This is a genomic window from Actinoplanes sp. NPDC049118, assembly GCF_040648555.1.
Taxonomy (GTDB): Bacteria; Actinomycetota; Actinomycetes; order Mycobacteriales; family Micromonosporaceae; genus Actinoplanes.
Genome location: NZ_JBEZDY010000024.1, coordinates 25,112 through 47,063, shown reverse-complemented (window position 1 = coordinate 47,063; position 21,952 = coordinate 25,112). Strand labels below are relative to the sequence as shown.

16 protein-coding genes and 1 pseudogene are annotated in these 21,952 nt (G+C 72.5%); 7 read left to right on the top strand and 10 right to left on the bottom strand.

What is annotated here, in order from left to right:
- From AB0B58_RS31545 to AB0B58_RS31525, 5 genes are read left to right on the top strand one after another with little or no spacing between them, the layout of a single operon-like run.
- On the top strand, window positions 1–891 hold the full coding sequence (locus tag AB0B58_RS31545) for a hypothetical protein (RefSeq protein WP_360230939.1): 891 nt from the start codon (window positions 1–3) through the stop codon (window positions 889–891).
- Window positions 891–2,726, top strand: a complete 1,836-nt coding sequence (locus tag AB0B58_RS31540; protein ID WP_360230937.1) for a fatty acid CoA ligase family protein — start codon at window positions 891–893, stop codon at window positions 2,724–2,726. Before AB0B58_RS31545 ends, AB0B58_RS31540 begins: the two co-directional genes overlap by 1 nt.
- Window positions 2,723–3,748 carry an NAD-dependent epimerase/dehydratase family protein gene (locus tag AB0B58_RS31535; RefSeq protein ID WP_360230935.1) on the top strand — a complete coding sequence of 342 codons (1,026 nt, stop codon included), beginning with the start codon at window positions 2,723–2,725 and terminating at the stop codon, window positions 3,746–3,748. Before AB0B58_RS31540 ends, AB0B58_RS31535 begins: the two co-directional genes overlap by 4 nt.
- Window positions 3,745–6,594: a non-ribosomal peptide synthetase gene (locus tag AB0B58_RS31530; protein ID WP_360230933.1), complete on the top strand. Its 2,850-nt coding sequence runs from the start codon at window positions 3,745–3,747 to the stop codon at window positions 6,592–6,594. The genes AB0B58_RS31535 and AB0B58_RS31530 overlap by 4 nt, the downstream gene beginning before the upstream one ends.
- Entirely contained in the window at window positions 6,591–6,836 is a 246-nt protein-coding gene (locus AB0B58_RS31525; protein ID WP_360230931.1) for a GNAT family N-acetyltransferase, read from the top strand. Before AB0B58_RS31530 ends, AB0B58_RS31525 begins: the two co-directional genes overlap by 4 nt.
- Before the next feature lie 104 nt (window positions 6,837–6,940).
- Here AB0B58_RS31525 and AB0B58_RS31520 read toward each other — a convergent pair whose 3' ends face one another.
- The 5 genes from AB0B58_RS31520 to AB0B58_RS31500 all read right to left on the bottom strand — a co-directional run bounded on the left by AB0B58_RS31520 (window position 6,941) and on the right by AB0B58_RS31500 (window position 14,081).
- On the bottom strand, window positions 6,941–11,080 hold the full coding sequence (locus AB0B58_RS31520; RefSeq protein ID WP_360230929.1) for an AAA family ATPase: 4,140 nt from the start codon (window positions 11,078–11,080) through the stop codon (window positions 6,941–6,943).
- The gene (locus AB0B58_RS31515) at window positions 11,073–11,444 is read right to left on the bottom strand and encodes a hypothetical protein (protein WP_360230927.1); all 372 of its coding nucleotides are present in this window, start codon (window positions 11,442–11,444) and stop codon (window positions 11,073–11,075) included. The genes AB0B58_RS31520 and AB0B58_RS31515 overlap by 8 nt, the downstream gene beginning before the upstream one ends.
- Window positions 11,445–11,512: 68 nt before the next feature.
- Window positions 11,513–11,914 (bottom strand): hypothetical protein, encoded by a 402-nt coding sequence (locus AB0B58_RS31510; RefSeq protein WP_360230925.1) that lies wholly within the window; start codon window positions 11,912–11,914, stop codon window positions 11,513–11,515.
- Between the two features lie 119 nt (window positions 11,915–12,033).
- A complete protein-coding gene (locus tag AB0B58_RS31505; RefSeq protein ID WP_360230923.1) occupies window positions 12,034–13,143 on the bottom strand; it encodes a hypothetical protein in 1,110 nt (369 codons plus the stop codon).
- Window positions 13,140–14,081 (bottom strand): metal-dependent hydrolase, encoded by a 942-nt coding sequence (locus AB0B58_RS31500; protein ID WP_360230921.1) that lies wholly within the window; start codon window positions 14,079–14,081, stop codon window positions 13,140–13,142. Before AB0B58_RS31500 ends, AB0B58_RS31505 begins: the two co-directional genes overlap by 4 nt.
- A gap of 208 nt (window positions 14,082–14,289) precedes the next feature.
- Between AB0B58_RS31500 and AB0B58_RS31495 the strand changes: the two genes are divergently transcribed.
- Window positions 14,290–14,988 carry a TetR/AcrR family transcriptional regulator gene (locus AB0B58_RS31495; protein ID WP_360230919.1) on the top strand — a complete coding sequence of 233 codons (699 nt, stop codon included), beginning with the start codon at window positions 14,290–14,292 and terminating at the stop codon, window positions 14,986–14,988.
- 40 nt (window positions 14,989–15,028) lie between these two features.
- On the opposite strand, the gene AB0B58_RS31490 is transcribed toward AB0B58_RS31495, so the two are convergent.
- The 5 genes and pseudogenes from AB0B58_RS31490 to AB0B58_RS31470 all read right to left on the bottom strand — a co-directional run bounded on the left by AB0B58_RS31490 (window position 15,029) and on the right by AB0B58_RS31470 (window position 20,733).
- Window positions 15,029–15,220, bottom strand: coding sequence for a hypothetical protein (locus AB0B58_RS31490; RefSeq protein ID WP_360230917.1), 192 nt, complete (start codon window positions 15,218–15,220; stop codon window positions 15,029–15,031).
- Window positions 15,210–15,530 carry a helix-turn-helix domain-containing protein gene (locus AB0B58_RS31485; RefSeq protein WP_360230915.1) on the bottom strand — a complete coding sequence of 107 codons (321 nt, stop codon included), beginning with the start codon at window positions 15,528–15,530 and terminating at the stop codon, window positions 15,210–15,212. The genes AB0B58_RS31490 and AB0B58_RS31485 overlap by 11 nt, the downstream gene beginning before the upstream one ends.
- Before the next feature lie 925 nt (window positions 15,531–16,455).
- Window positions 16,456–18,759: a PAS domain S-box protein gene (locus tag AB0B58_RS31480; protein ID WP_360230913.1), complete on the bottom strand. Its 2,304-nt coding sequence runs from the start codon at window positions 18,757–18,759 to the stop codon at window positions 16,456–16,458.
- A 248-nt stretch (window positions 18,760–19,007) separates the two neighbouring features.
- Window positions 19,008–19,394: pseudogene (locus AB0B58_RS31475) on the bottom strand (non-reducing end alpha-L-arabinofuranosidase family hydrolase); the annotation flags it as partial.
- Window positions 19,395–19,434: 40 nt separating this feature from the next.
- The gene (locus AB0B58_RS31470) at window positions 19,435–20,733 is read right to left on the bottom strand and encodes a PHB depolymerase family esterase (protein WP_360230911.1); all 1,299 of its coding nucleotides are present in this window, start codon (window positions 20,731–20,733) and stop codon (window positions 19,435–19,437) included.
- Window positions 20,734–20,985: 252 nt separating this feature from the next.
- Here AB0B58_RS31470 and AB0B58_RS31465 point away from each other — a divergent pair, with 252 nt between their 5' ends.
- On the top strand, window positions 20,986–21,948 hold the full coding sequence (locus AB0B58_RS31465; protein WP_360230909.1) for a PaaX family transcriptional regulator C-terminal domain-containing protein: 963 nt from the start codon (window positions 20,986–20,988) through the stop codon (window positions 21,946–21,948).
- Window positions 21,949–21,952 lie beyond the last annotated feature (4 nt).

The following is a 21,952-nucleotide window of genomic DNA, read 5'->3' as shown; positions in this document are numbered from 1 at the left end:
ATGCCCACCGCCATCACGTCGACGGCAGTGAGCACGGACCCGCACCTGGGCGGATCCATCGCGCACTCGTCGGCCGCCGCCACCGCCTGCCTCGAGCGGGCCGGCATCCACCCCGACCAGGTGGACCTCCTGATCAACGTCGGCGTCTACCGCGACGAGAACATGGCCGAGCCGGCGATGTCGGCGCTGATCCAGAAGAACGTCGGCACCAACCTGGACTACCTGCGCTCGGGCCGCGCGGCCCTGTCCTTCGACCTGATGAACGGCGCCTGCGGGGTGCTCAACGCGGTGCAGGTGGCCGGTGCGTTCCTGGACACCGGCGACGCCGAGTTCGTCCTGGTCGTCTCCGGCGACGCGCACCCGTCCGGGCGGCCGGACCCGAACTTCGGTTACGCCTCCGTCGGCGCGGCGATGCTGCTGTCGCGCACGGCCGACGCCGGCGCCGGGTTCGGCCGGGTCGGCACCGCGGCCGACGACGGCGACGCGCCGGGTGTGGTCGGCTACCTCGACCTCGGCGCGGCCGGCACGCACGGCCGCGAGCGGATCAGCGTGGACCGGGACGGCGACTACACCGACCGGCTGGTCGAGTTCGCGGCCGCCGAGGCGGCCCGGTACGCCGCCGCGGAGGGCCTCGACCTGTCGGACACGCTGCTGGTGGCCTCGCAGCCGACGCCGGCGTTCGCGGCCGAGCTGGCCCGGCGCCTGGGGATCGCGGCACCGGCCGTGGTCACCGTGCGCGGCGTCGACGGTGATCCGCACTCCTCCGCGCTGACCCTCGCCTACCACCAGGCGGTCGGCACCGGCCAGGCGGCCGAGTACCCGCGGGCGCTGTTCGTGGCGGCCGGCGCCGGCCTGTCGGTGGCGTGCTCGGCCTACCACGGCGCCCCGTGATGGCCGTCTCGACGACGACCGGCGTCGCGGCCCGGCTCGCCGCCCACGCGGCCGCGTTCGGCGCGCGCGACGCCGTGATCCGGCCCGGCCACGGCCGGCTGACCTTCCGCGAGCTGGACGAGCGCTCCGACGCCTACGCCGCCGGCCTGCGCGCGCAGGGTGTCGGCAAGGGCACCAAGACGGTGCTGATGCTGCGCCCGGGTCTTGAGCTGTTCCCGGTGCTGTTCGGGCTGCTCAAGCTCGGCGCGGTGCCGGTCGTCGTCGACCCCGGCATGGGCGTACGCCGGATGCTGCACTGCTACCGCAGCGCCGGTGCCGATGCGTTCATCGGCATCGGGGTGGCACACCTGGTGCGCCTGCTCAACCGGCGCGCGTTCGCCGGGGTGCGCACGCTGGTCACCGCCGGGCGGCGCTGGGGCTGGGGCGGGGTGACGCTGCGTACGCTCGCCGGCCGTCCGCCCGCGGCGCCGATCGCCGGGCCGGACCCCGACGACCTGTTGATGATCGCCTTCACCACGGGCAGCACCGGGCCGGCCAAGGGCGTCGAGTCGACACACCGCGCGCTGGAGGCGATGGTCGAGCAGGTGATCGCCGTGCACGGCCAGTCGCCGGACGACGTCGCGCTGGTCACCTCGCCGATGTTCGGCCTCCTGCACCTGCTGATCGGCTCGTCCTGCGTGCTCGCACCGGTCGACCCGACCCGGGTGGGCGATGCCGACCCGGCGGCGATCGCCGACGTCGTCGACCGATTCGGCGTCACCTCGATGTTCGCCTCCCCGGCGCTGCTCGCCAGGTTCGGGGAACATCTGCGTGACACCGGCCGGCGGCTGCCGACGCTGCGCTGCCTGGTCTCCGGCGGCGCCCCGGTCCCCGACGAGGTGGTGCGGACGCTGCACGGTGCGCGGCTGCGGCTGCACACCACCTACGGCGCCACCGAGGCGCTGCCCATCGCCTCGATCTCCGCCGCCGAGCTCACGCCGGACACCGGCGCCGCCGCCGGGGCGGGCACCTGCGTCGGCCGCCCGGTGACCGGGATCGAGGTGCGCATCGTGCGCACCACCGACGAGCCGATGCCGGTGTGGCGCGAGGACCTGCGCGCGGCGCCCGGCGAGATCGGCGAGATCACCGTCGCCGGTCCCACCGTCAGCCCCCGGTACCACCGGCTGCCCGACGCCGACGCGGCCGCCAAGATCGCCGACGGTGACCGGCGCTGGCACCGCACCGGCGACCTCGGCTGGATCGACGACGACGGCCGGATCTGGTTCTGCGGACGCAAGAGCCAGCGGGTCGGCGACCTGCACACCGTGCAGTGCGAGGGCGTCCTCGACGCCCACCCGGACGTGCACCGCACGGCGCTGGTCGGCGTCGACGGCCGCCCGGTGGTGTGCGTCGAGGCGCGCCGTGGCGTCCGCGACGACGACCGGCTGCGACGCGAGCTGCGCGAGCTGGCCGAGAGCCGGCCGGTGACCAAGCCGCTGGACACGTTCCTGTTCCATCCCTCGTTCCCGGTCGACATCCGGCACAACGCGAAGATCAACCGGGAGTACCTGTCGGTCTGGGCGGCGCACCGGCTGCGGCCGGGCCGCCTGCGCGACCTCGCACCGCGCGTCGTCCCGCTCGCCGGCTGGGCCTTCCTCGGCTACGGCCTGGTCGCTCCGATGCCGCACCCGGCCCTTTGGGCACTGTGGTGGATCGATGCGTTCCTCAGCATCGTGGTGCACGCCCTGCAGCTCCCGGTCGCGCTGCGCCGGGCCCGCCCGGCCGGCGTCGCACCGTTGCGAGCCGCGGTGCTGACCCTCGCCTTCGGCGCGACCTGGTGGCGGGGGCTGCCGTGAGGGTCCTGGTGACCGGCGCGTCCGGCTTCCTCGGCGGCCACCTCGTGGAGGCGGCCGCCGCGGCCGGTGACCAGGTACGCGCCCTGCTTCGCCCGGGGGCCACGATCAGCGCCGGCGCCGATCGCGTCGAGCTTGCCCGCGGCGACCTGTCCGACCCGGCGTCGCTCGCCGCGGCGACCCGCGGGGTGGAGGTCGTCTACCACTCGGCCGCGCGGGTGACCGACCACGGCAGCCGGGCGCAGTTCCACGACACCAACGTCGCCGGCACCGAACGGCTGCTGGCGGCGGCCCGCGCGGGCGGCGCACGCCGGTTCGTGTTCGTCAGCAGCCCGAGCGCGGTGATGGACGGCGGCGACCAGCTCGCCGTCGACGAGAGCACGCCGTACCCGGACCGGTACCTGAACCTGTACTCGGAGACCAAGGCGGCCGCGGAACGCCTCGTGCTGGCCGCGAACGCGCCCGGCTTCACCACCTGCGCGCTGCGCCCGCGTGGCATCTGGGGGCCGCGTGACCGGCACGGCTTCCTGCCCCGGCTGGTCGCGAAGCTACGCGCGGGACGCCTGCCCGACCTCTCCGGCGGGCGTACCGTGCACGCCTCGCTGTGCCACGCCACCAACGCCGCCCGGGCCTGCCTGCTCGCCGCGGCATCGGAGCGGGTCGGCGGCCGGGCCTACTTCGTTGCCGACTCCGAGATCAGCGACGTGTGGGCGCTGATCGCGCAGGTGGCCCGGCTGTTCGACGCGACGCCGCCGACGCGCCGGGTGCCGCCGGCCCTGCGCGACGCGCTGGTCGGCGCCGTCGAGGCGGTGTGGCGCATCCCGTACCTGCGCAACCGCCACTCGCCGCCGCTGTCGCGGTACTCCGTCGCGCTGCTGACCAGGTCGAGCACGTACGACACGAGCGCCGCGACCCGCGACTTCGGGTACGTCCCCGTGATCGACCAGCAGACCGGGCTCCGGCAGCTGCGCGCGTGGGCCGACGGCATCGGCGGCGTCGACGAGTTCACCAGGTACGCCCGGTGAGCCGCTACCAGCGGCCGGTGTCGCCGACCGAGTGGCTTTACCTGGCCGGCCAGCGCACCATGCCGCCCTTCGCGGTCCAGCTCGTCGTGGAGGGCGAGGGGAGCCTCGACCCCGCGGCGCTGACCGAGGCGGTGCGGGTGGGTTCGGCCGCGTGCCCCGGCGCCCGCCTGGCCCGGCGGGGCCGCACCTGGATCGACACCGGCGCGGCCCCGCCGGTGACCGTCGCCGGGCCCGCCTCCCTGTGTGCCGGGCCCGCGTCCGCTCCGCTGGAGCGCACCTGCGAGGTCGTGGCCGCCGAGGGTGCGGTGCTGTTCCGGGCCTCCCACGCGGTGATGGACGGCCGGGGCGTGCTGACCTGGGCGGCGGACGTGTTCCGGGCGCTGCGCGGCGAGCCGCCGCTGGGTGCCCACGCGGTGCTCACCGACCACGGCCTGGCCGAGCGGCTGGGCACGCCGGGCCGGCGACCCCGGACGAGCGTCGGCTGGCGCTCTCCGGTGGCCGGACCGGCCGCGCACCGGGCGACGGCGCAGGGCTGGGCCCGCCGGACCGTCGACGGCAACCATCCCGGGCTCGTCGCGAAGCTCGCCGCGGCGGTGGCCGGATTCACCGGCACCGACCGCTCCCGCCTCATGGTGCCGGTCGACCTGCGCCGGCACGACCCGGCGCTGCGCAGCACCGCCAACCTGAGCCTGCCGGTGTTCCTCACCGCGGGACCGGACGAGACGTGGCAGAACCTGCACAAGCAGATCCTGCGCGCCCTGGTCGAGCGGCGCGAGGTCACCGTCGGTGCGGCGGAGCGGGCCGCGTACCGGCTCCCGCTGGGCCTGCTCTCGGAGTTCCTGAGAGTGGCCGGCGACCGGTACCTGTGCACGGCGATCCTGTCTCACCTCGGCCGCGTCGATCCGGCCGAGTTCAGCACCGACGGATTCCGGGCGTCGACCGTCTACTCCCTGCCGACCCACGCGCCGCTGGCCCCGCTGACGATCGTGGCGACGGCGCCGCCCGGGCGTACCGAGCTGACCGTGGCACACCACGGTGCGGCCGAGCGCGCCGAGGCCCTGCTGGACGCGGCCGAGGCGGCGCTGTCGCCGCACCGGCACTGGGCGGGCAACGACACCCGGCGCGACGTGCCCGGAGCCACCCTGACCGGCCTGTTCGCCCGGCGGGTGGCGGCGGCGCCGCACGCCGTGGCGCTGACCGGGCCCGCGGGCGAGGTGAGCTACGCCGAGCTGGACCGGCGGGCCGACGCGGTGGCGCACGCGCTGCGCGAGCGGGGCGTGGGTCGCGGCGCGGTCGTCGGGCTGCTCGCCGACCGGACGGTGGAGGCCGTCGCGGGGCTGTTCGGCGTCCTCAGGGCGGGCGCGGCCTATCTGCCGCTGGACCCGTGGCATCCGGACGGCCGGATCGACCAGGTGCTGCGCGACGCGGGCGCCCCGCTCTGCCTGGTCGGGCGTCGCCAGGCCGGGCGGGTCGGCATCGACCACCTGATCCTCGAGGATCTTCCAACGGCCGGTGCGCCGCCGGCGGCGGACACCACCACCCCCGGCGACCTGGCGTACGTCATCTACACCTCCGGCTCGACCGGGCGACCCAAGGGGGTGGAGGTCGAGCACGCGAGCCTCGTCAACTACGTCACCTGGGCCACCGAGCTGTACCGGGTCGACGCGCGAACCCGGTTCGCGCTGTTCACCTCGCTGGCGTTCGACCTGACCGGCACGGCGATCCTGCTGCCGCTGCTCGCCGGCGGCAGCGTGGCGCTGGTGCCCGGCGAGCTGACACAGGGCCTGGGCGAGATGCTGGAACGCTCCGGCGCCAACGCCCTCAAGCTCACCCCGGCGCATCTGGACCTGATCGGGCGGCTGGGCCTGTCCCCGGCCGGCTTCACGGTGCTCGTCGTCGGCGGCGAGCAGCTGCGCCCGGCGGTCGCGGCGGCGGCACAGCGCGCGTTCGGGTCCGGGTGCCGGATCGTCAACGAATACGGGCCTACCGAGGCGACGATCGGCTGCGTCGTGCACGTCTTCGACGCCGGCCGCGACACCGGCGCGGCGGTGCCGATCGGGCGGCCCGTTGCCAACACGTCGGTGTTCCTGCGGGGCGCCGACGGGCGTTTCGTCGCGCCGGGCGAGACCGGCGAGATCTACCTCGCGGGCGCCCAACTGGCGCGCGGCTACCGGGGTCGGCCCGACCTCGACCGTGAGCTGTTCCTCCGGCTGGCCGACGGAACCCGGGTGTACCGGACAGGTGACCTGGCCCGGGTGTCCGACGGGGCACTCGAGTTCCTCGGCCGCACCGACGGGCAAATCAAGATCCGTGGGTATCGGATCGAACCCGCCGAGATCGAGGCGGCGATCGAGGCGTGTCCCGGCGCCGTACGGGCCGTGGTGGTCGCGCGGGACAAGCTGCTCTGCGCGTACGTGATCGGTGCGGGGACGTCCGGTCAGGACATCCGCCGCCACCTTTCGGAGCGCCTGCCGCACTACCTGGTCCCGTCCGCCGTCGTCCTGGTCGACGAGTTGCCGCGGACGGCGAACGGGAAGATCGACGTCGGATCCCTGCCGGACCCGTTCGCCCACCGCGAAGCGCCGGCCGGGCAGCCCGGCGCCCGGGACGAGATCGAGGAGCGCGTGTCGCGGATCTGGGCCAGGATTCTCCGGATCGATCCTGCCCTGGTCGGGCCGGACAGCGACTTCCACGCCCTCGGGGGCGACTCGCTGTCGATGCTGGAGATGCTCGCGGCGGTCGCGGCGGAGCTGCCCGGCGCGTCCAAGGACGCGCTGGCCATGCCGGTGATCCATGACCCGACGCTCGCCGCGGTCACCGCGGCGATCCGCGGCGGCGCGGCGTGACGGCCCCGCGCATCCGCCCGGCCACGGTGGCGGACGCCGACTACGGGTCGGCCATGGTGGAGCACGCGCGCTCGATGGCGCTCACGTCGGGGCTGACCGCGGTCGAGCTCGACGTGTCGTTCTCCAACCCCCGCGCCCAGCGGCTCTACGAGCGGCTCGGCTGGGTGGCGACGGGCGAACGGCCCGCGCCCGCCGGCTGCGCCCACGGCGGCTTCCGGAGGATGCGCCGCCGCGCCGGGTGAGCCGTCACCGCAACGAATCGCGGGCCGGCGTGCCCCGCAAGCGACGGCCGCTCCCCGCCGACCAGGTCAAGTTCGATCCGGAGTGGCGTGCGCTTCAGGATCCATCAGCGGGTGACCCGGGACGCCCGTTCCTCGGGGTGCAGGATCGCGTCGCGCAGGTCGGTCAGGTCCCAGCGGGAGATGCTCGCGTCCTCGCCGGCCGCCGCGAGGGTGTTGCCGTCGGCGCTGAAGGCCACGGTCTTCGCGATCGGCACCGCGGGCCGGGTCAGCGCGGCCCGCTCGACGGGCACGGCCGGATCGCTCAGGTCGAAGACGCGGATCGTTCCGTAGTCGTTGACGGCCAGCATGCTGCCGTCCGGGCTGAAGGCGGCGTGCACGATGCCCAGTTGCCCGTTGCTGTGCAACGGCAGGGCGACAGCCGCATGGTCCGGCGACGACAGGCGCATTGTTCCGGTGCGGTACTCGGTGCTCAGCGCGAGCCGCCCGTCCGAGCTGCGGGCGATCGGGCTGCCCTCGCGCGGCACGGGTGCGGCCGGTAGCCCGACCGGATGGTGGAGGTCGGCGATGTTCCAGGCGTGCCGGGCGTAATCGGTCGAGGTCACGCTGACCCGGGTGCCGTCGCCGGATACCTCGAGCCGGCCGGACGGGGCGCCCGCGATCGCGGACGCCGGCACCGGCTTCCCGGGCCGGGTCACGTCCCAGAACGACAGCGTCTTCAGCGTGGTCGTGACGAGCGCGGACCGTGCGGGGATCAGGCGAGCCTGGAACAGCCCCTCGACGGGCAGGCTGCTGTGGAACACCGGCGGGCCGGCGCCGGTGGTCCGCCAGAGTGAGACGACGTCGTTCGCCTCGGTGAGCATCATCCCCGCTTCGAAACAGATCGTGGAGACGTCCTTCAGCCGGGCGTCGGACCACACCTGCTCGGGCGGATGGGCGGCATCGGCCGTCGCCCATCGCAGCACCGAGCCGTCGTCACCGGCGCTGAGAAAGTGCCGCCCATCGGCGGTGAAGGCCAGTGCCGTGACCGGAGTGTGCTGATCGGCCAGATCGGCGAGCTTGACCGGCGCGTCCGGCCTGCTCACGTCCCAGACCGTGATGGTGTGGCTGCTTCCGGCCATCACCATCGTCCGGCCGTCCGGGCTGATCGCCAGCTCGTCGACGCCGCTGGTGTTGGTCCCGGCCAGCGGCGGCAGCGGCCGGATCCGCCCCGGAACGGCGACGTCGTAGGCGACCGACGAGGTAAGCGTCCCCGACATCAGCATCTTGCCGCCGGGATGGAACCGGATGGCCATCGGATCGGACGGCGACCCGGCCCAGGCGCTCTGATAGGCGGGCTTGCCCCGATCGATCCGCCAGAGGGCGACGGAATTGTCCTTGCTGCCGGTGGCCAGCAACTTCCCGTCGGGGCTGAAGTCCACGGCCCACAGCGTTCCGCCCTGAAACCCACGCGGTGTCTCCGCGACGCGATTCGGTCTTCCCGGATCTCGTACGTCCCAGAGCGTCGCCGCCGGCCCGAACCCGTTCCGCGCCGTCGCCAGCATCGTCGCGTCCCGGTTGAACGCGAAGTCCGTGATCGTGTTCGCGTGCCGGTGCCACACCAGCGGCCCGATCGCCCCGAGCCGCTCCGGACGCGCGGGATCCGCGAGGTCCCACAACGCTCCGGGGTTGCCCTGCCCGTCGACCTCGCTCCCGGCCACGGCCAGGATCCGGCCGCGCGGTGCGAACACCACCCGTTGCGCTCCGTGGCTCAGCGGGATCGATGCGACAGGACGCGACCCGTCGTACACCAGAAGGTTCGTCCCGTCGGCGGCGGCCAGGAGCGTTCCGTCGGCGCTGGTGTCCATCGACGTGATGGCCGCGCCGCCGGGTGGCCGCAGGATGCCCCGTAGCCGTGACCCCAGCAGGGTGGTGACCAGTGAGGACCGGGCCTTCGGGCCGGGGCCGACCGAGGTGGCGCGGACGATCGCGGCCTTGGAATCACCGGCCCGGAGCAGTTCGGCCTGCAAGAGCGTCGCCTGCTCCCGGGCGTTCAGGGCGCTGGCCGACGCGTCCGCGCGCAGCCGGGACATCGTGACCGCCGCGGCAACCGCGACGACCGCGACCACCGCCAGCGCGGCCATCGCACCGGCCCGCCGACGGGCACGCCGGCGCGACGCGGCCTCGGCGGCCTCCAGGAACGCGAGCGCGACCGGCGGCAACGGATCCCGCCCGGGCAGGTAGGCCGCCTCGCGCGCGGCGGCGAGCCGGTGACCTCGATAGAGATCGTCCGAGCTCTCGTCGTGCCTGCGCCACTCGTTCGCCGCCGCGATCAGCCTCTGCCGGGCGCGCAGACCCGCCCGGTCCGACTCCACCCAGCCGCGTAGCCGGGGCCAGGTCCCGATCAGTGCCTCGTGGGTGATCCGCACCCCGTCCGCGTCCGCGCTGAGCAGCCGGGCCCTCTCCCCGGTGAAGAGATCGACGATCCTCCGGCAGTCCTCGACCGGGAGCCCGTCCACGAGCTCGTCCCAGGGCAGCATCTGCCGTACGTGATCGGCCCGGTCGCCCACCCGGATCAGCCGCAGCAGCAGTTGCCGGGCGACGTCCCGCGGCACCTGTGCGAGGACCGCCTCCGCCGTCCGGGTCAGCGCCTCCCGCAGGCCACCCGTCGCCCGGTACGCCTCGACGGTCATCGCGCCGTCGTGCCGCTGCCAGGTGACCCGCATCGCGTGCGACAGCAGCGGCAACCTCCCCGGCTCGTACGCGGCCCGGCCCTCGGTGACGCCAAGGTCCTCCAGCAGCAGGTCGACCAGTTCCGGCGCGACCTCCAGCCCGGCCCGCCGCGCCGGTGCCGTGATCGCCTCCCGGATCTCCCGCGCCGACATCGCGGCGATCACGACCGGGGTGTCCACCACCAGCCCGGACAGGACCGGGTCGACGGTCAGCCGCCCGTAGAAGTCCTCCCGGACGCTGACCACCACCAGCGCGCATGCCGGCCCGCCGAGGTCCGCGCTCGCCAGCGCGAGCAGCGCCCGGACGAAGGCGTCCCGCTCGACGTCGTCGGCGCCGAACACCTCCTCGAACTGGTCGACGACGAGCACCAGCTTCTTCGCCTCCAGCGCGGTGCGCAGCGCCGGGAGCAGGTCGGCCGGCCGCTCCCGGATCATCTCGGCGACCTCCCGCGGGCAACCGTCCAGACAGGAGGAGAGCTGCGAGGCGAGCGTGCTCACCGGCGTACGTCCGGGGGTGAAGACACGGCGCGGACCGGTGACCGCGAGTGCACCGCGGCCCAGCGCCGGCAGCAGGCCGGCTCGCAGGATCGACGACTTCCCGGCGCCGGAGGCGCCGACCACCGTGAGGGGCCCGGCGGTACCGTGGTGCCGCTCAGCCAGCCGCCGCATGAGCAGCGCGGTCAGCTCGCTCCGACCGTGAAACCACTGTTCGTCGCCGACGTCGAACGCGTCCAGCCCCTTGTAGGGGCAGCTCAGCGAGGTGGCCGCGGCGGCGGGGCCACGCTCACCCGTACGGAAGAAGGGGCGGAATGCCGGGTTCTCGGCGAGGACCAGATCATCGCTGGCGTTGTCGGCACGACAGCGTGGCTGCGGCAGCCCCATCCGGGGCAGCTCGGCGCTGAGGTAGTGGTGGGCGTGCCGCAGCGTGATCTCCGCCGGCCCTTCCCGGTCGCCGTCGTCGAGCAGCCGCAACAGCGCCCCGGTGAACGCCGTGTGCCGCGCGCCCTCCGGTGCGATGGCGGGGAGGAACCGGCTGGTCGACGTGAGCACGAACCCGCCGGTGACGGCCGACTGGTCGGCGACGCCCTCGCTGAGCCCCGCACCGGCGTCCAGGGCCTGTCCGGAGAAGCAGCAGTCCAGCACGACGACCCGATGCCGGGCCGGGCTGCACCGGATCTGCCCGGCCAGCACGCGGTAGGGGAGGCCGTTGTACTGCACCGCGTACGGATCGTTGGTGGTCCGTTCGGCGGCGAGGTGCAGCAGTTCGTCGGCGCAGAGGATGCCGTGCCCGACGTAGTAGACCAGCAGCACCTCGCTCGCCTCGCTCGCCGCCGCCGCGATCGCGTCCCCGATGTCGGCCGGCGACCCCGGATCGTGGAGCACCGTGACCGCGTCCGGGTGGAACCCGCAGTGGTCGTGCAACGCCCGCGCGAGGTCGTCGAGCGTGGTGGAGACCGAGGGCAGGTCGGGCAGGTCGCTGCCGGAGCGGTGCCGCCCGGTTCCGATCAGGACGGCCCGCCGGGCGGCCTCACCCATCGAGCCGGGCTTCGGTCGCCCGCGTGATCTTCTCGGCCAGTTCCGGCAGCTCCGCGGCGGACAGCCGCCGCACCCGGGCGGCCTGCACCTCGAGCTCGCTGCCGTCCGGCCGGGTGATCCGCACGGTCACCTCCGAGGTGGCCGACCGCATCCAGGCGAAGACGCCCTCGACCAGCACCGCCGCGGCGGCGCCCGGCCCGAGCGTCACGGCGATGAGTTCGACGATCCCACCCATCTGCCCCGCCGCCGGTGGCCGGTTGACCAGGCGCACCGCGCCCCGGAGCCCGTCGTCGGCGCTGAGCCGGGCGGCCAGCCGTCGTGCCTGGCCGCCGTCGACCCGCAGTTCCCATCGCGATTGAGTCACCCGGACACGGAACCACCGCCGGGATGGAGGGCGTCGCCCGGACTGTGTGGCTTGCCGGCCGTGCCGGACTACGCGGAGGGCTGTGCCCGTTCACACGGGGCGGGTGCCGTGAAGTCCGTGATGCTCTGGTAGCTGCCGCCCGGGTAGTCGGTCCACACGGCGATGTAGGTGAGGCGGGCGCCCGGGCTGTCGCCGGCGATCCGCTGGATGGCGTGCGTGGTGGCGCCGCCCTGCGGCGCGGGGAGGGAGCTGAGGCGGGAAGCCGGTGGGGTCGACTCCACCACGATGAGCAACGCGGGGGTGTCGGACTGGTTGGTGATCGCCCAGTCGACGACCCACTCCCCGGCGGTGGTGTCGCAGGCGCCGGTGACGGACGTGGCGAACGTCCTGGGCGCCGCGGCAAGGGCAGGCGTGGCGGGCAGGGCCGTCACTACGCCGAGAGCGGCAGCGGCCATGATGCGGTATTTCATGTGTTCCCTTCGAAGGAGCTGTCGGCGGGCGCGCCGAGTGTCACCGTCCACAAACGAGAGGCGCTCACAACTTATTCGGTCGATATGGCAGAAATACGACAAGGGGGTAAACGTCTGGACTACCGCGCCGTCCTCCCGCGCCGGACCGCGACGAGGATGCCCGTGGCGAGGAGGGCGCAGGCTGCCGCGTACCCGAGGCTGCCGACCGGCGTACCGGACGGGGTGCGCCCCGCGGTGGCGGCCAGGTAGTCCGGCAACGCGACCGCCCAGAGGCCGGCGAACACCAGGAGGAAGGCCGCCCCGGCCACCACGGGATAGTGGTCGAGGAACCCGTCGGCCGGCCGGACGGGCGGCCTGTCCCGCAGGTCGCGCCGCACCGTCAGCGCGGCCACCAGGACGAACACCGCGAGGACCGCCCAGAGCGCCACCGCCCGGCCGGTCGCGAACCGGTCGGGAGACCGGGACAGCACGCCGTACGGCACCGAGCAGAGCATCATGGCGAACGGGGTGAGCACGCCGATGCCGACCACCCGCAGCGCCGCCGAGAGCGGGGAAAGGGGTCCGCGCCCGGCGCGCCGGGCCAGCAGCAGCCGGGTCAGCAGCACCATCCCGAACGGGGAGGCGGCCGCGAAGACGACCACGCTGCTGACCGGGACGGCCGCCAGCCAGGGCGAGTTCGACGGCGCCGCGGGGTTCCACGCCCACCAGCGCAGCTGGGGACCCAGCTGGTCGAAGATCTCGTAGAAGCAGTGGAAGACCACGGCCACGCAGGCGGCGCCGGCGGCCGGTGCGTGCCGGTCGAGCAGGCCGGTCCGCTGGACGAGCACGTACGCCGCGTAGGTCAGCGCCGGATAGACGGCGACGATGTACAGCGGCAACCGGTCGTGCAGGAACTGCACCGAGAACACGTTGTGTACGAAGATCAGGCCGAGCTGGTCCTGCAGGCCGAACCGCTGGGGAAAGTAGAGCGGCGGTTCGAGCAACACCAGGTACACGATGGTGGCGCACCAGAGCCCGAGGTTCGTCGGGTCGCCGCGGCGACGCCACCACAGCACCGCGTGCACCAGCGCGACGACCGCGGCGACCACCATGAACGCCTCGACGACCGGCATCGTGCCGTCCGCCAGCGAGGTGGGCGGGCGTACCGAGACGACCGGTGATGCGTTCGTGCAGTCGATCCCGCCGAGGTCGCGGGCGGTCTCGGCGAATCCGGGCGGGCACCGGCTCATGGCGCCCCACCGGCCGGCCGGGCCGCGGAGTAGTACCGGGTCATGTCCTGTCCGGCCGCGTACCGCTCGAACCAGGTGTCCGCGAAGCGGGGCAACGGCTCGCGGGCCGGACTGTGGTGCGGAACCTGCGACAACAGCAGCCGGTAGACCAGGACGAGCATCTCGGTGTTCGAGGCCGGCGCGAACGTGGCGGGCGGGAACATCCCGAGGCGGGTCCGCCACGACGTCGGCAGCGGCAGCCGGGCGAGCAGCTCCTCCCGGCGCATGCCGGCCGGGGAGACGTTGCGGTACTCCGCCCGCCGGTCCGCCTCCGGTACGTGCTCCTCGAAGCCGGCGAGGATGTCGCGGTAGAGCTGCATGATGTGCCGGAACACGGAGCGGGCGACGCGGGTGCGGTAGTAGCGGTTGCGCACGACGGCATCGCACACGACCAGTGCCGAGCTGCGGTGCTCGACCTCCTCGACGAAGTGCCAGAGGAAGAGCGAGGCGACGCGTTCGTCCCCGGGCCGGAACAGGACGTCCTCGTGGTCGAGCATCACCTTGAAGATCGGGGTGAAGGTCGACTCGAGGTCCGCGGTGTACGCCAGCCGGTACTCCAGTGTCTTGGTCTCCACCAGCCGGTCGAATGAGCCGACCGCCGCGTCCACGGTCTTCTGCAGCTCGGGGTACTGCCGGACCAGGGCCGTCACGTGTTTGCGGTGGTTCTTCGCGTGCTGTGCCTCCTGGCGGAGGAACGCCTCCGCCTCCTCGGCCGCGGCGGGATCTTCGATCAGCGGGATCGCGGCCCGCGTGTTGGTGACGATGAACTTCTCGAACGCGATCGCCATGATGCTGATCGCGTTGGCCATCAGCCCGAACTTCGGGTGGCTCGGCAGCCACTGGAACGGGGTGGTCTCGTCGAAGCGAAAATCGATCTTCCGGATCTGCAGGTCGGTCATGGTGACTCCGTTGTGCCCGGGAGCGGGGGAGCGGGGAGCGCACAGGGTGCCGCGCGGGCGGCGCATCGGGCGCGTCCGGCCCGATGCCTTGACACGCGGCGACATTTATTGACGCGTGTCAAATCCGTTATAGAGTCTGTGCCGTCGGGTTGTCCAGCGTTCGGGGGACTCATGGGCGCATCGCGCACCACCACCGGCGGACGGCGCCGTGCGGCCTGAGTCGCGGCCCCGCCGCGCCGGCGACGTCACCGGCGCGGCCGCCCGCACGTGGGACCGCCGGCCGGTGAGCCGGGGCGACCAGCGGCGGGACGCCCTGCTGCGCGCCCTGGACGAGCTGCTGCACGAGTCCGATCTGGAGTCCATCACGATCGCCGACATCACCGCCCGGGCCGGGGTCACCCGGTCGGGGTTCTACTTCTACTTCGCCAACAAGGCGTCCTGCATGGCGGCGCTCGGCGCCGACGTCTACGTGGCCAGCATCGCCGCGGCCGCACACCTCGCGGACGGCTCGTTGCCGGCGGCGCGACGGATCGAGCGGATGGTCTACGACCTCACCGCGTCGGTGCGCCGGCACCACTACATCTACCGGGCGATGCTCGACGCCCGGCGGCACAGCGGCGCCATCCGCGAGATGTGGGACGGCTACCTGGACTCCTTCGTGGCGCCCGTGGCGCGGTACATCGACGGCGAGCGGGCGGCCGGGCACGCTCCCGCCGGGCCGCACAGCCGTACCCTCGCCGTGTTGCTGCTCGGGCTCAGCGACCGGGTGCTCGAGGGCCTCGGCCCGGCGGAGACGCCCGACGTCCGGCGCCGGGTGGACGCCCTGGCGACGATCTGGCTACGGAGCATCTACGGCACGCCCGAGAACGCGCATCCCCGCGGCTCGTCGCCGACGGGAGACGCCTGACGGGCACTGCGCCCCTCATTCGCGGCGTGCCCGCCGGACCTCACCGACCGGTTTCGACCAGGTCGCCGAGCTGGGGCCGGGCTGGCGGCACATCACCTACGACGAGCGGGGCCGCGGCCTGTCGCCGCCGCTCGGACCCCACCGGATCCGGCACCGGATCGTGTCGAAGCTGCCCGATGCCGGATTCGGCATGCCGAAATCTGGCCGTGCGGGCGATGAGATCAGGCAGCATCCGTCTTCCGTTGGCGCTCGTGGTTCAGGTTCTGCTGCAGGGCTTCTTCGAGTTGGTCTTCGAGGATGATGATCCGGCAGGCGGCCTCCAGGGCGGTGCCCTGGTCGACCATCTCCCGGGCCCGCGCGGCGAGGCGCAACTGGTAGCGGGAGTAGCGCCGGTGGCCGCCGGCCGAACGGAACGGGGTGATCAGCTTTTCCTCGTCGAGGCGACGCAGGAAGTCCTGCGAGGCGCCGGTGATCTCCGCGGCGCGGCCCATCGTGTAGGCGGGGTAGTCGTCGTCACCGAACATGTCGTCGGGTTGAGCCATACAGGTACCTCTCCATGACGAGGGCCCCGGTGCGGAAAGCACCGGGGCCCGGGGTTTACGGGTCAAGAAACACCATCTACCGACAGGTTCGTCGGGTTGTCGTATCCGCACCTGCCGCCGTCGGCGGTTTGGGGTGCGAGGACCGCATAAGCGTGACCGGAGACCACCTCTCGTTCGATGGAAACTGCGGTGTCCGCTCCAGAGTCGAACTGCATCCTGGAGGCGGGCGATCCAACGGTGTTCGCGCCCTCCCTTTCCTCTGCTTCCAAATTTCTGTGGTGCCTGTCGTGCTGCCCACCGGTGCCGGAGCCCCACGCGACTTCATGGCCCCGCCCACGTGCGGCGGACTCTCCCTGCCAGGCGAGCCCTGAACCAACCTCGGCCCGCCTGCCTACTTGCCCTGACCTGGAATTACGTCAAGGTCTTGCTTGCCGTGTCGCGTTCGGTGATCAACATCCCATCACCGCGCCGAGCGAGCCACGAAATGGGTCCGGGCCCTGCGTAACGCTCGGTCTGCTTCGTCAGCGTCTTCGACGATCTCTGCTGTCAACGTCAGAAACATTAGCCAAGCCTCGCGGGAATGTCTAGCGGGTCGGACCTAGATTTTCTAGGCGACTGCCCGCACTTTCTGTATCGCATCGACTACTGCCCGAAGGCTCGTGGGCCGCCGTCCCGCGGATACGCCTGGGCGCATGCCGGCCGGCCCGGGATGCGGCGGCTGACCACGGCGGCAGGGGCCTTCGACCGGTCGCTCCATAGGAAGCGACGCGATCAGGGTGAGTGCTCGGCGGCCTTGGCCGACCCTGGCTGAGAGAGCCGCGGTTTCACGTTCACCTTGCCCGGCCTGGGCGGCGTCGCATCGGCCGCTGTGACTCGGACGCCGGCGACGAGTAGGCGGCCCGACGGCCCTCGTCTCTGTCCGTACCTACCGGGACCCGGGGGTTCGGCTGAGGGTGTCGGCGACAGCGGTGAGGACGTCGGTCTTGGTGAACGGTTTCTGGAGAACGACGGCGTCGGTGTCGAGGTCGCCCGCCGCGGTGAGGATGGGTTTGGGGTAGCCGGACATGTAGACGACGGCCAGTTCCGGTTGTTGGAGCTGTCGGAGTTGTTGAGCGAGTTCTCTGCCGTTCATGGCGGGCATGACGACGTCGGTCAGGAGCAGGTCGATGGGGGTGGGGTGCCCGGCCACGAGGGTGAGGGCCGCGGGTCCGCCTTCGGCGAGCAGGACGGTGTAGCCGGCCCGGGTCAAGATGCGGGCGGCGATGTCGCGGATGACGACCTCGTCGTCGACGACCAGGAGGGTGTAGCCGGCCGGGTCGCCGGGCGGCGTCGGGTCGGGCGGTGCCGATTCGGTGGAGGTGGCGGGTTCGTCGGGTTTGTGGATGGCGGGGAGCAGGGCGGTGACGGTGGTTCCGTTGCCGGGTTCGCTGTAGATGGCGACGTGGCCGCCGGCGCTGGTGACGATGGCGTAGACGGTGGTCAGACCCAGGCCTTGGGCCTCGCTGAGGTTCCTGGTGGTGTAGAACGGCTCGAAGGCCCGTTCGGCGATGTCTGGCGCCATGCCTACGCCGGTGTCGCTGACCCGCAGCCGTACGTACGGCCCGGCAGGGATGCCGCGGCCGGCGGCGTACAGCTCGTCGACGGCGAGGTTGTCGGTCTCCAGCCGCAGGGTGCCGTCGCCGGGCATGGCGTCGCGGGCGTTGATGGCCAGGTTCATCAGGACCTGTTCGAGCTCGCCGGGGTCGGCCAGGACCGGATGCAGGCCGTGGCCCCGCACGGCGACCAGGTGGATCTTCGGGCCGAGGGTGGTGCCCAGCAGCCCGTGTATGGAGGTGATGACGTCGTTGAGATCCACCGGGCGTGGCTGGATGGTGTCCCGGCGGCCGAAGGCGAGCAGTTGCTGGGTCTGGCGGGCGGCCCGTTCGGCGGCGTTCCTGATCTGCTGGACGTCGCGCAGCGGGCCGGCCAGCGGCCGGCTGGTGTCCTGCTCGTTGAGGGCGGTGAGTTCGTCCTCCAGGAAGGTGGCGTTGCCCAGGATGACGCCGAGCAGGTTGTTGAAGTTGTGCGCGACACTGCCGGCGAGCTGACCCAGGCTTTCCATCCGGCGGGCGACCTGCACCTCGTGCGCCCACCGGGTCTTGTGTTCCTCCAAGCGCTGCCGTTCGGTGATGTCGGCTACGGCGGCGGTGACCAGCAGCCCGTCATCGGTGTTGAAGGGTGACAGCGAGATCTCCACCGGAAACGAGGTGCCGTCCTTGCGGCGTCCGCGAAGCGACATGCCTTCGCCCATTTCCCGGGCGTGCGGCTCCTGCATGAAGCCGCGCACGTGGCTACCGTGTGTGGCCCGCAGCGCCATCGGGACCAGGACCTCGACGGGTTGGCCGAGGAGTTCGGCGGCGGGGTAGCCGAACAGGTGCTCCAGAGCCGGGTTGAGCAGCTGAATGGTGCCGGTTTCGTCGACGGCGACCATCGGGATGCTCAGTCCCTGCACCATCGCCCGGAGGACCGCCGCCGCGCGGTGACCCTCGCTGACGTCGCGCCGGAACCAGACCACGCCGATCACCTCGCCGGTGCTGTCGCGCAGCGGCCAGACGCGGGTGTCGCTGATCACGACGTGGCCGTCCTTGGCGAGCCAACGGTGGGCGTCCAGGGTCAGATGTTCGCCGCGCAGGGTCCGTTCGAACACGTCGTCGGCCAGTCTGGGATCCAGATCCGTGGCGACCAGCGACCGGTCGAATCCCACCACCTGGGAGGCGAGGTGGCCGAGCATGCGTTCGGTCGCCGGGTTCCACAGCAGGATCGTGCCGCCGCGATCGGCCACGGCGATCGCCTCGTCCGCGGAGTCGACCAGTGCGTCGAGCAGGTCGTGGACCCAGTCCAGGTCGAAATGCGCGGCCGACGGGTGGATCATCATGCGGATCCCGCCGCCGTCCGCGGCGTCGAGCGTCGCGATGGTGGCGGTGGCCATGAACCGGGCGCCGTCCTTGCGGCGGCAGCGCACGCCGGCCTCGGCGCGAAATGCGGCGCAGATGGCCTCGACGCTTACCGTTCGGGACAACCCGGCATCGTCCGCGACCAGCACGCCGACCGGTTGACCGACCAGTTCGCCCGACCGGTAGCCCAACAGGCGTTCGGCTTCGACGCTGACCGCGGCGATGTGCCCGTCCAGGTCTACCCGGACGGCCCCGTCCGGAAATGCCGTCGCTACCGCTGTGGCCTTGGGCTGCATGAACGCCCCTCTACCGAAACATCTGCACTACCCGCCTGCCGACAATACGCGCTAGAAGACCAACCCGGGACGTAACCGACCTAGGTGTGATGTCAGGCCGGGCTCGCCGCCCAGTAGACGGCGATCCGAGCCCGCCGGTCCGGCTCCACCCGATCCCGATCGCAAGCCGTGACGCCGACTCACCCGCTTCGGTATGCCGCGTTGCCCGCGAGCGTCAGGAACATTCGAGCCGGGCCAGCGTCACGCCGTCAGCGCTGCAGGGTCAGGACGCCCGGTCGGTAGGGCAGGAGGCCGTAGTCGCCGCTGGAGTTGGGGGAGCGTCCTTGGTAGAGCAGTTTCAGGTTGCAGGGGTCGATGGTCATGGTCTGGTCGGCGCTGGTGCGGATCAGTTCGCCGTGGCTGATGTCGTTGGTCCAGGTGGCGCGGGGTTGTTCTCGGTGTGGCCCGTGAGCCCATGTTCCGTTCAGGCTGGTGGCGGTGAAGGAGCGGAAGTGGCGTCCGTTCGATCCGATCGCCTCGACGATCATGAGGTACTGGTTGTGGGGTTGGATCTTGTAGACCTGGGGTGCCTCGAACAGGTTGTTCGTCGAGTCGCTCATGATCGTGGTGTACGACGAGCCGAAGTTGCCGGGGAACCTTCGACCGACCAAAGGCCTTTCTGCAGTTTCGTCGGTGCTAAGCGACGGTGCAGGCCATGCCGTTGAGGGTGAACGATGTCGGCTCGGCCGTGTTGCCGGTGTGCGTGGCCTGGAAGCCGACGGTGACCGAGCCGTTGGCGGCGATGGCGGCGTTGTGCCCGACGTTGCGGGCTGTCACCTGCCCGGAGGACGGCGAGTAGGTGGCATTCCATCCGGACGTGATGGTCTGCCCGCCGGGCAGCGCGAAGACGAGGGACCAGCCGTTTATGCCGCCGGAACCGGTGTTGGTGATGGTGATGTTCGAGGTCAGGCCGGTGTTCCAGGCATTGACCGTGTCGGTGACCCGGCACGCGCCTGACGCCGGCGGCGTGGACGGCGGGGTGGAGGGCGGCGTGGAGGGCGGGGTGTCGAGGCCGAAGAAGGCGATCGCGGCGGCGGCCATTCCGCCGCTGGGCAGGCTGTGCCCGGCGCCTTGGACGCTGTAGGCCTCCACCCGGACGCCCCCGCCGGTGTCGGCGTAGCGGCGGCGGTTCCAGCCGGCCTGCGCAGTGTCGCTCGAGGTGGGTGTCTGGCTGAGCCCGAAGACGTCGGTCCACTGCTCGATCGACTCCTGAAGCAGCTGGTACGGCACGAGGGTGTCGTTCGTGCCGTGCCACAGCTGCACCCGGGGACGCGGGCCGGCGTAGCCGGGATAGGCCTGGCGGACCGCGTCGCCCCACTGCTGCGGGGTCCGGTTCATGTTGCCGCCGGTGCACTGGCTGCTGCCGGGCGGGTAGTCGGCCGCGCCGGCGAAGCAGTTGAACGGCACGCCCATGAAGGACACGCCGGCCTTGAACAGGTCGGGGTAGACGGCGAGCATGTGCTGGGTCATCATGCCGCCGGACGAGCTGCCGGTGGCGTACACCCTGCTCAGGTCGCCGGCGTACTGCCGCCCGGCGTAGGCGACCATGGACGCGATGGACACCGGGTCGCTGCCGCCGTCGCGTCGCTTGGACGCCGTGGACCAGGTGTCGAAGCACCTGCCGAAGCCGGCCTCCTGCATCGCGGACGGGTAGATCACGATGAACCCGTACCGGTCGGCCAGCGAGGCGAACTCGCTGCCGGAGTAGAAGCCGGGGCCGGAGCCGCCGCAGCCGTGCATGGCCACCACGATCGGCGGGTTGGCCGGGCGGGAGTCCGGCACGTAGACGTGCATGCGCATCCCGCCCGGGTTGTTGCCGAAGCCGGTCACCTCGGTCAACGATGCCGCGAACGCGGGCCGGCCCGCCGGTACGGCCAGACCGGCCAGGGCCAGCGAGGCGGCCACGAACACGAGCAGTCTCCGTCTGATCTTCATGGGTACGACTCCTCAAGGGAAGGCGGATGCCGCCGCACGCGGCGCGCGTTGCGGCAGCTGAGGATGGGAACGCGATGCGTGACGCGCCCTCCCGTCACGCATCGGGGCCGGGCAACCGCCGGCGCCGAGCGATGTGTGGCACTTAGCTTGCTCCATGGCCACCAAACTGTCAATCGAGGGTTTTCGATGTGTGATCCGCGACGGTCTACAGTCGGGGGTCAATCGCCGCCAAGATCCCGCCGGAGCGCCGCCGTGACCAGCCCGTACGACATCGAGGAGATCTTCCCGGATGACGCCGCGGGCGCGGTGCGGCTGCCACGGCGTCAAGCCGGGAACTCACCACAGGACCTGACCGTGACCTTGCTGGCCGACTACGCCCTGCGTACCCGTGAATGGCTGCCGTCGGGCGCCGTCGTCGCACTGTTGGGAGAGGCCGGCGTGAGCAGCGCCGGGGCCCGGACCGCCATCAGCCGGCTCGCCCGCCGCGGGGTGCTGGAGGGCCGCCGGCAGGGGCGACAGAGCTCCTACCGGCTCACCCCGGCCGCCGCCGCGTTCCTGACCGTCGGGGGCAGCTCGATCGTCTCGCCCGCCGACGGCATCGAGCCGTGGGACGAGCACTGGACCCTGATCGCCTTCTCGATGCCGCAGGAGGAGAGCGCTCAGCGGCGAGGGCTCCGCACGCAGCTGCGGTGGATGGGATACGCGCCGCTGTACGACGGCCTGTGGATCTCGCCGCGTGAGCTCAGCGCGAAGGCCCGGGCGCAGCTGACGCGGCTCACCCCCGGCGCCATGACCGTGTTCCGCGCCCGGCACGTCGACCTCGGCGCGGCGAACCGGCGGGCACCCCTCGACGCCTGGGACACCGCGGCGATCGCCGAGCAGTACGAATCGTTCATCCGGTGCTGGAGCCCGACGCCGCCCCGGATCGACGCCGGGGAGATAGCCGGCGCCGAGGCGGTGCGCGTCCGCACGGAGGTCATGGACACCTACCGGCGCCTGCCGATCCTCGACCCGCAGCTGCCCGGCCGGTTGCTCCCGCCGGGATGGCTACGCGGACCCGCCCGGAACCTGTTCGTCGCCATCTACGACGGGCTCGCCGAAACCGCTCAGAACCACGTGCGCGCCGTCGCCGCCCGCTTCGCCGGCGCGCCGTCGCCGGGCATCCGCGCGCACACCGTGGCCGAACTGGCCGCCGGTCTGCCCGACGTGCAGTAGCACT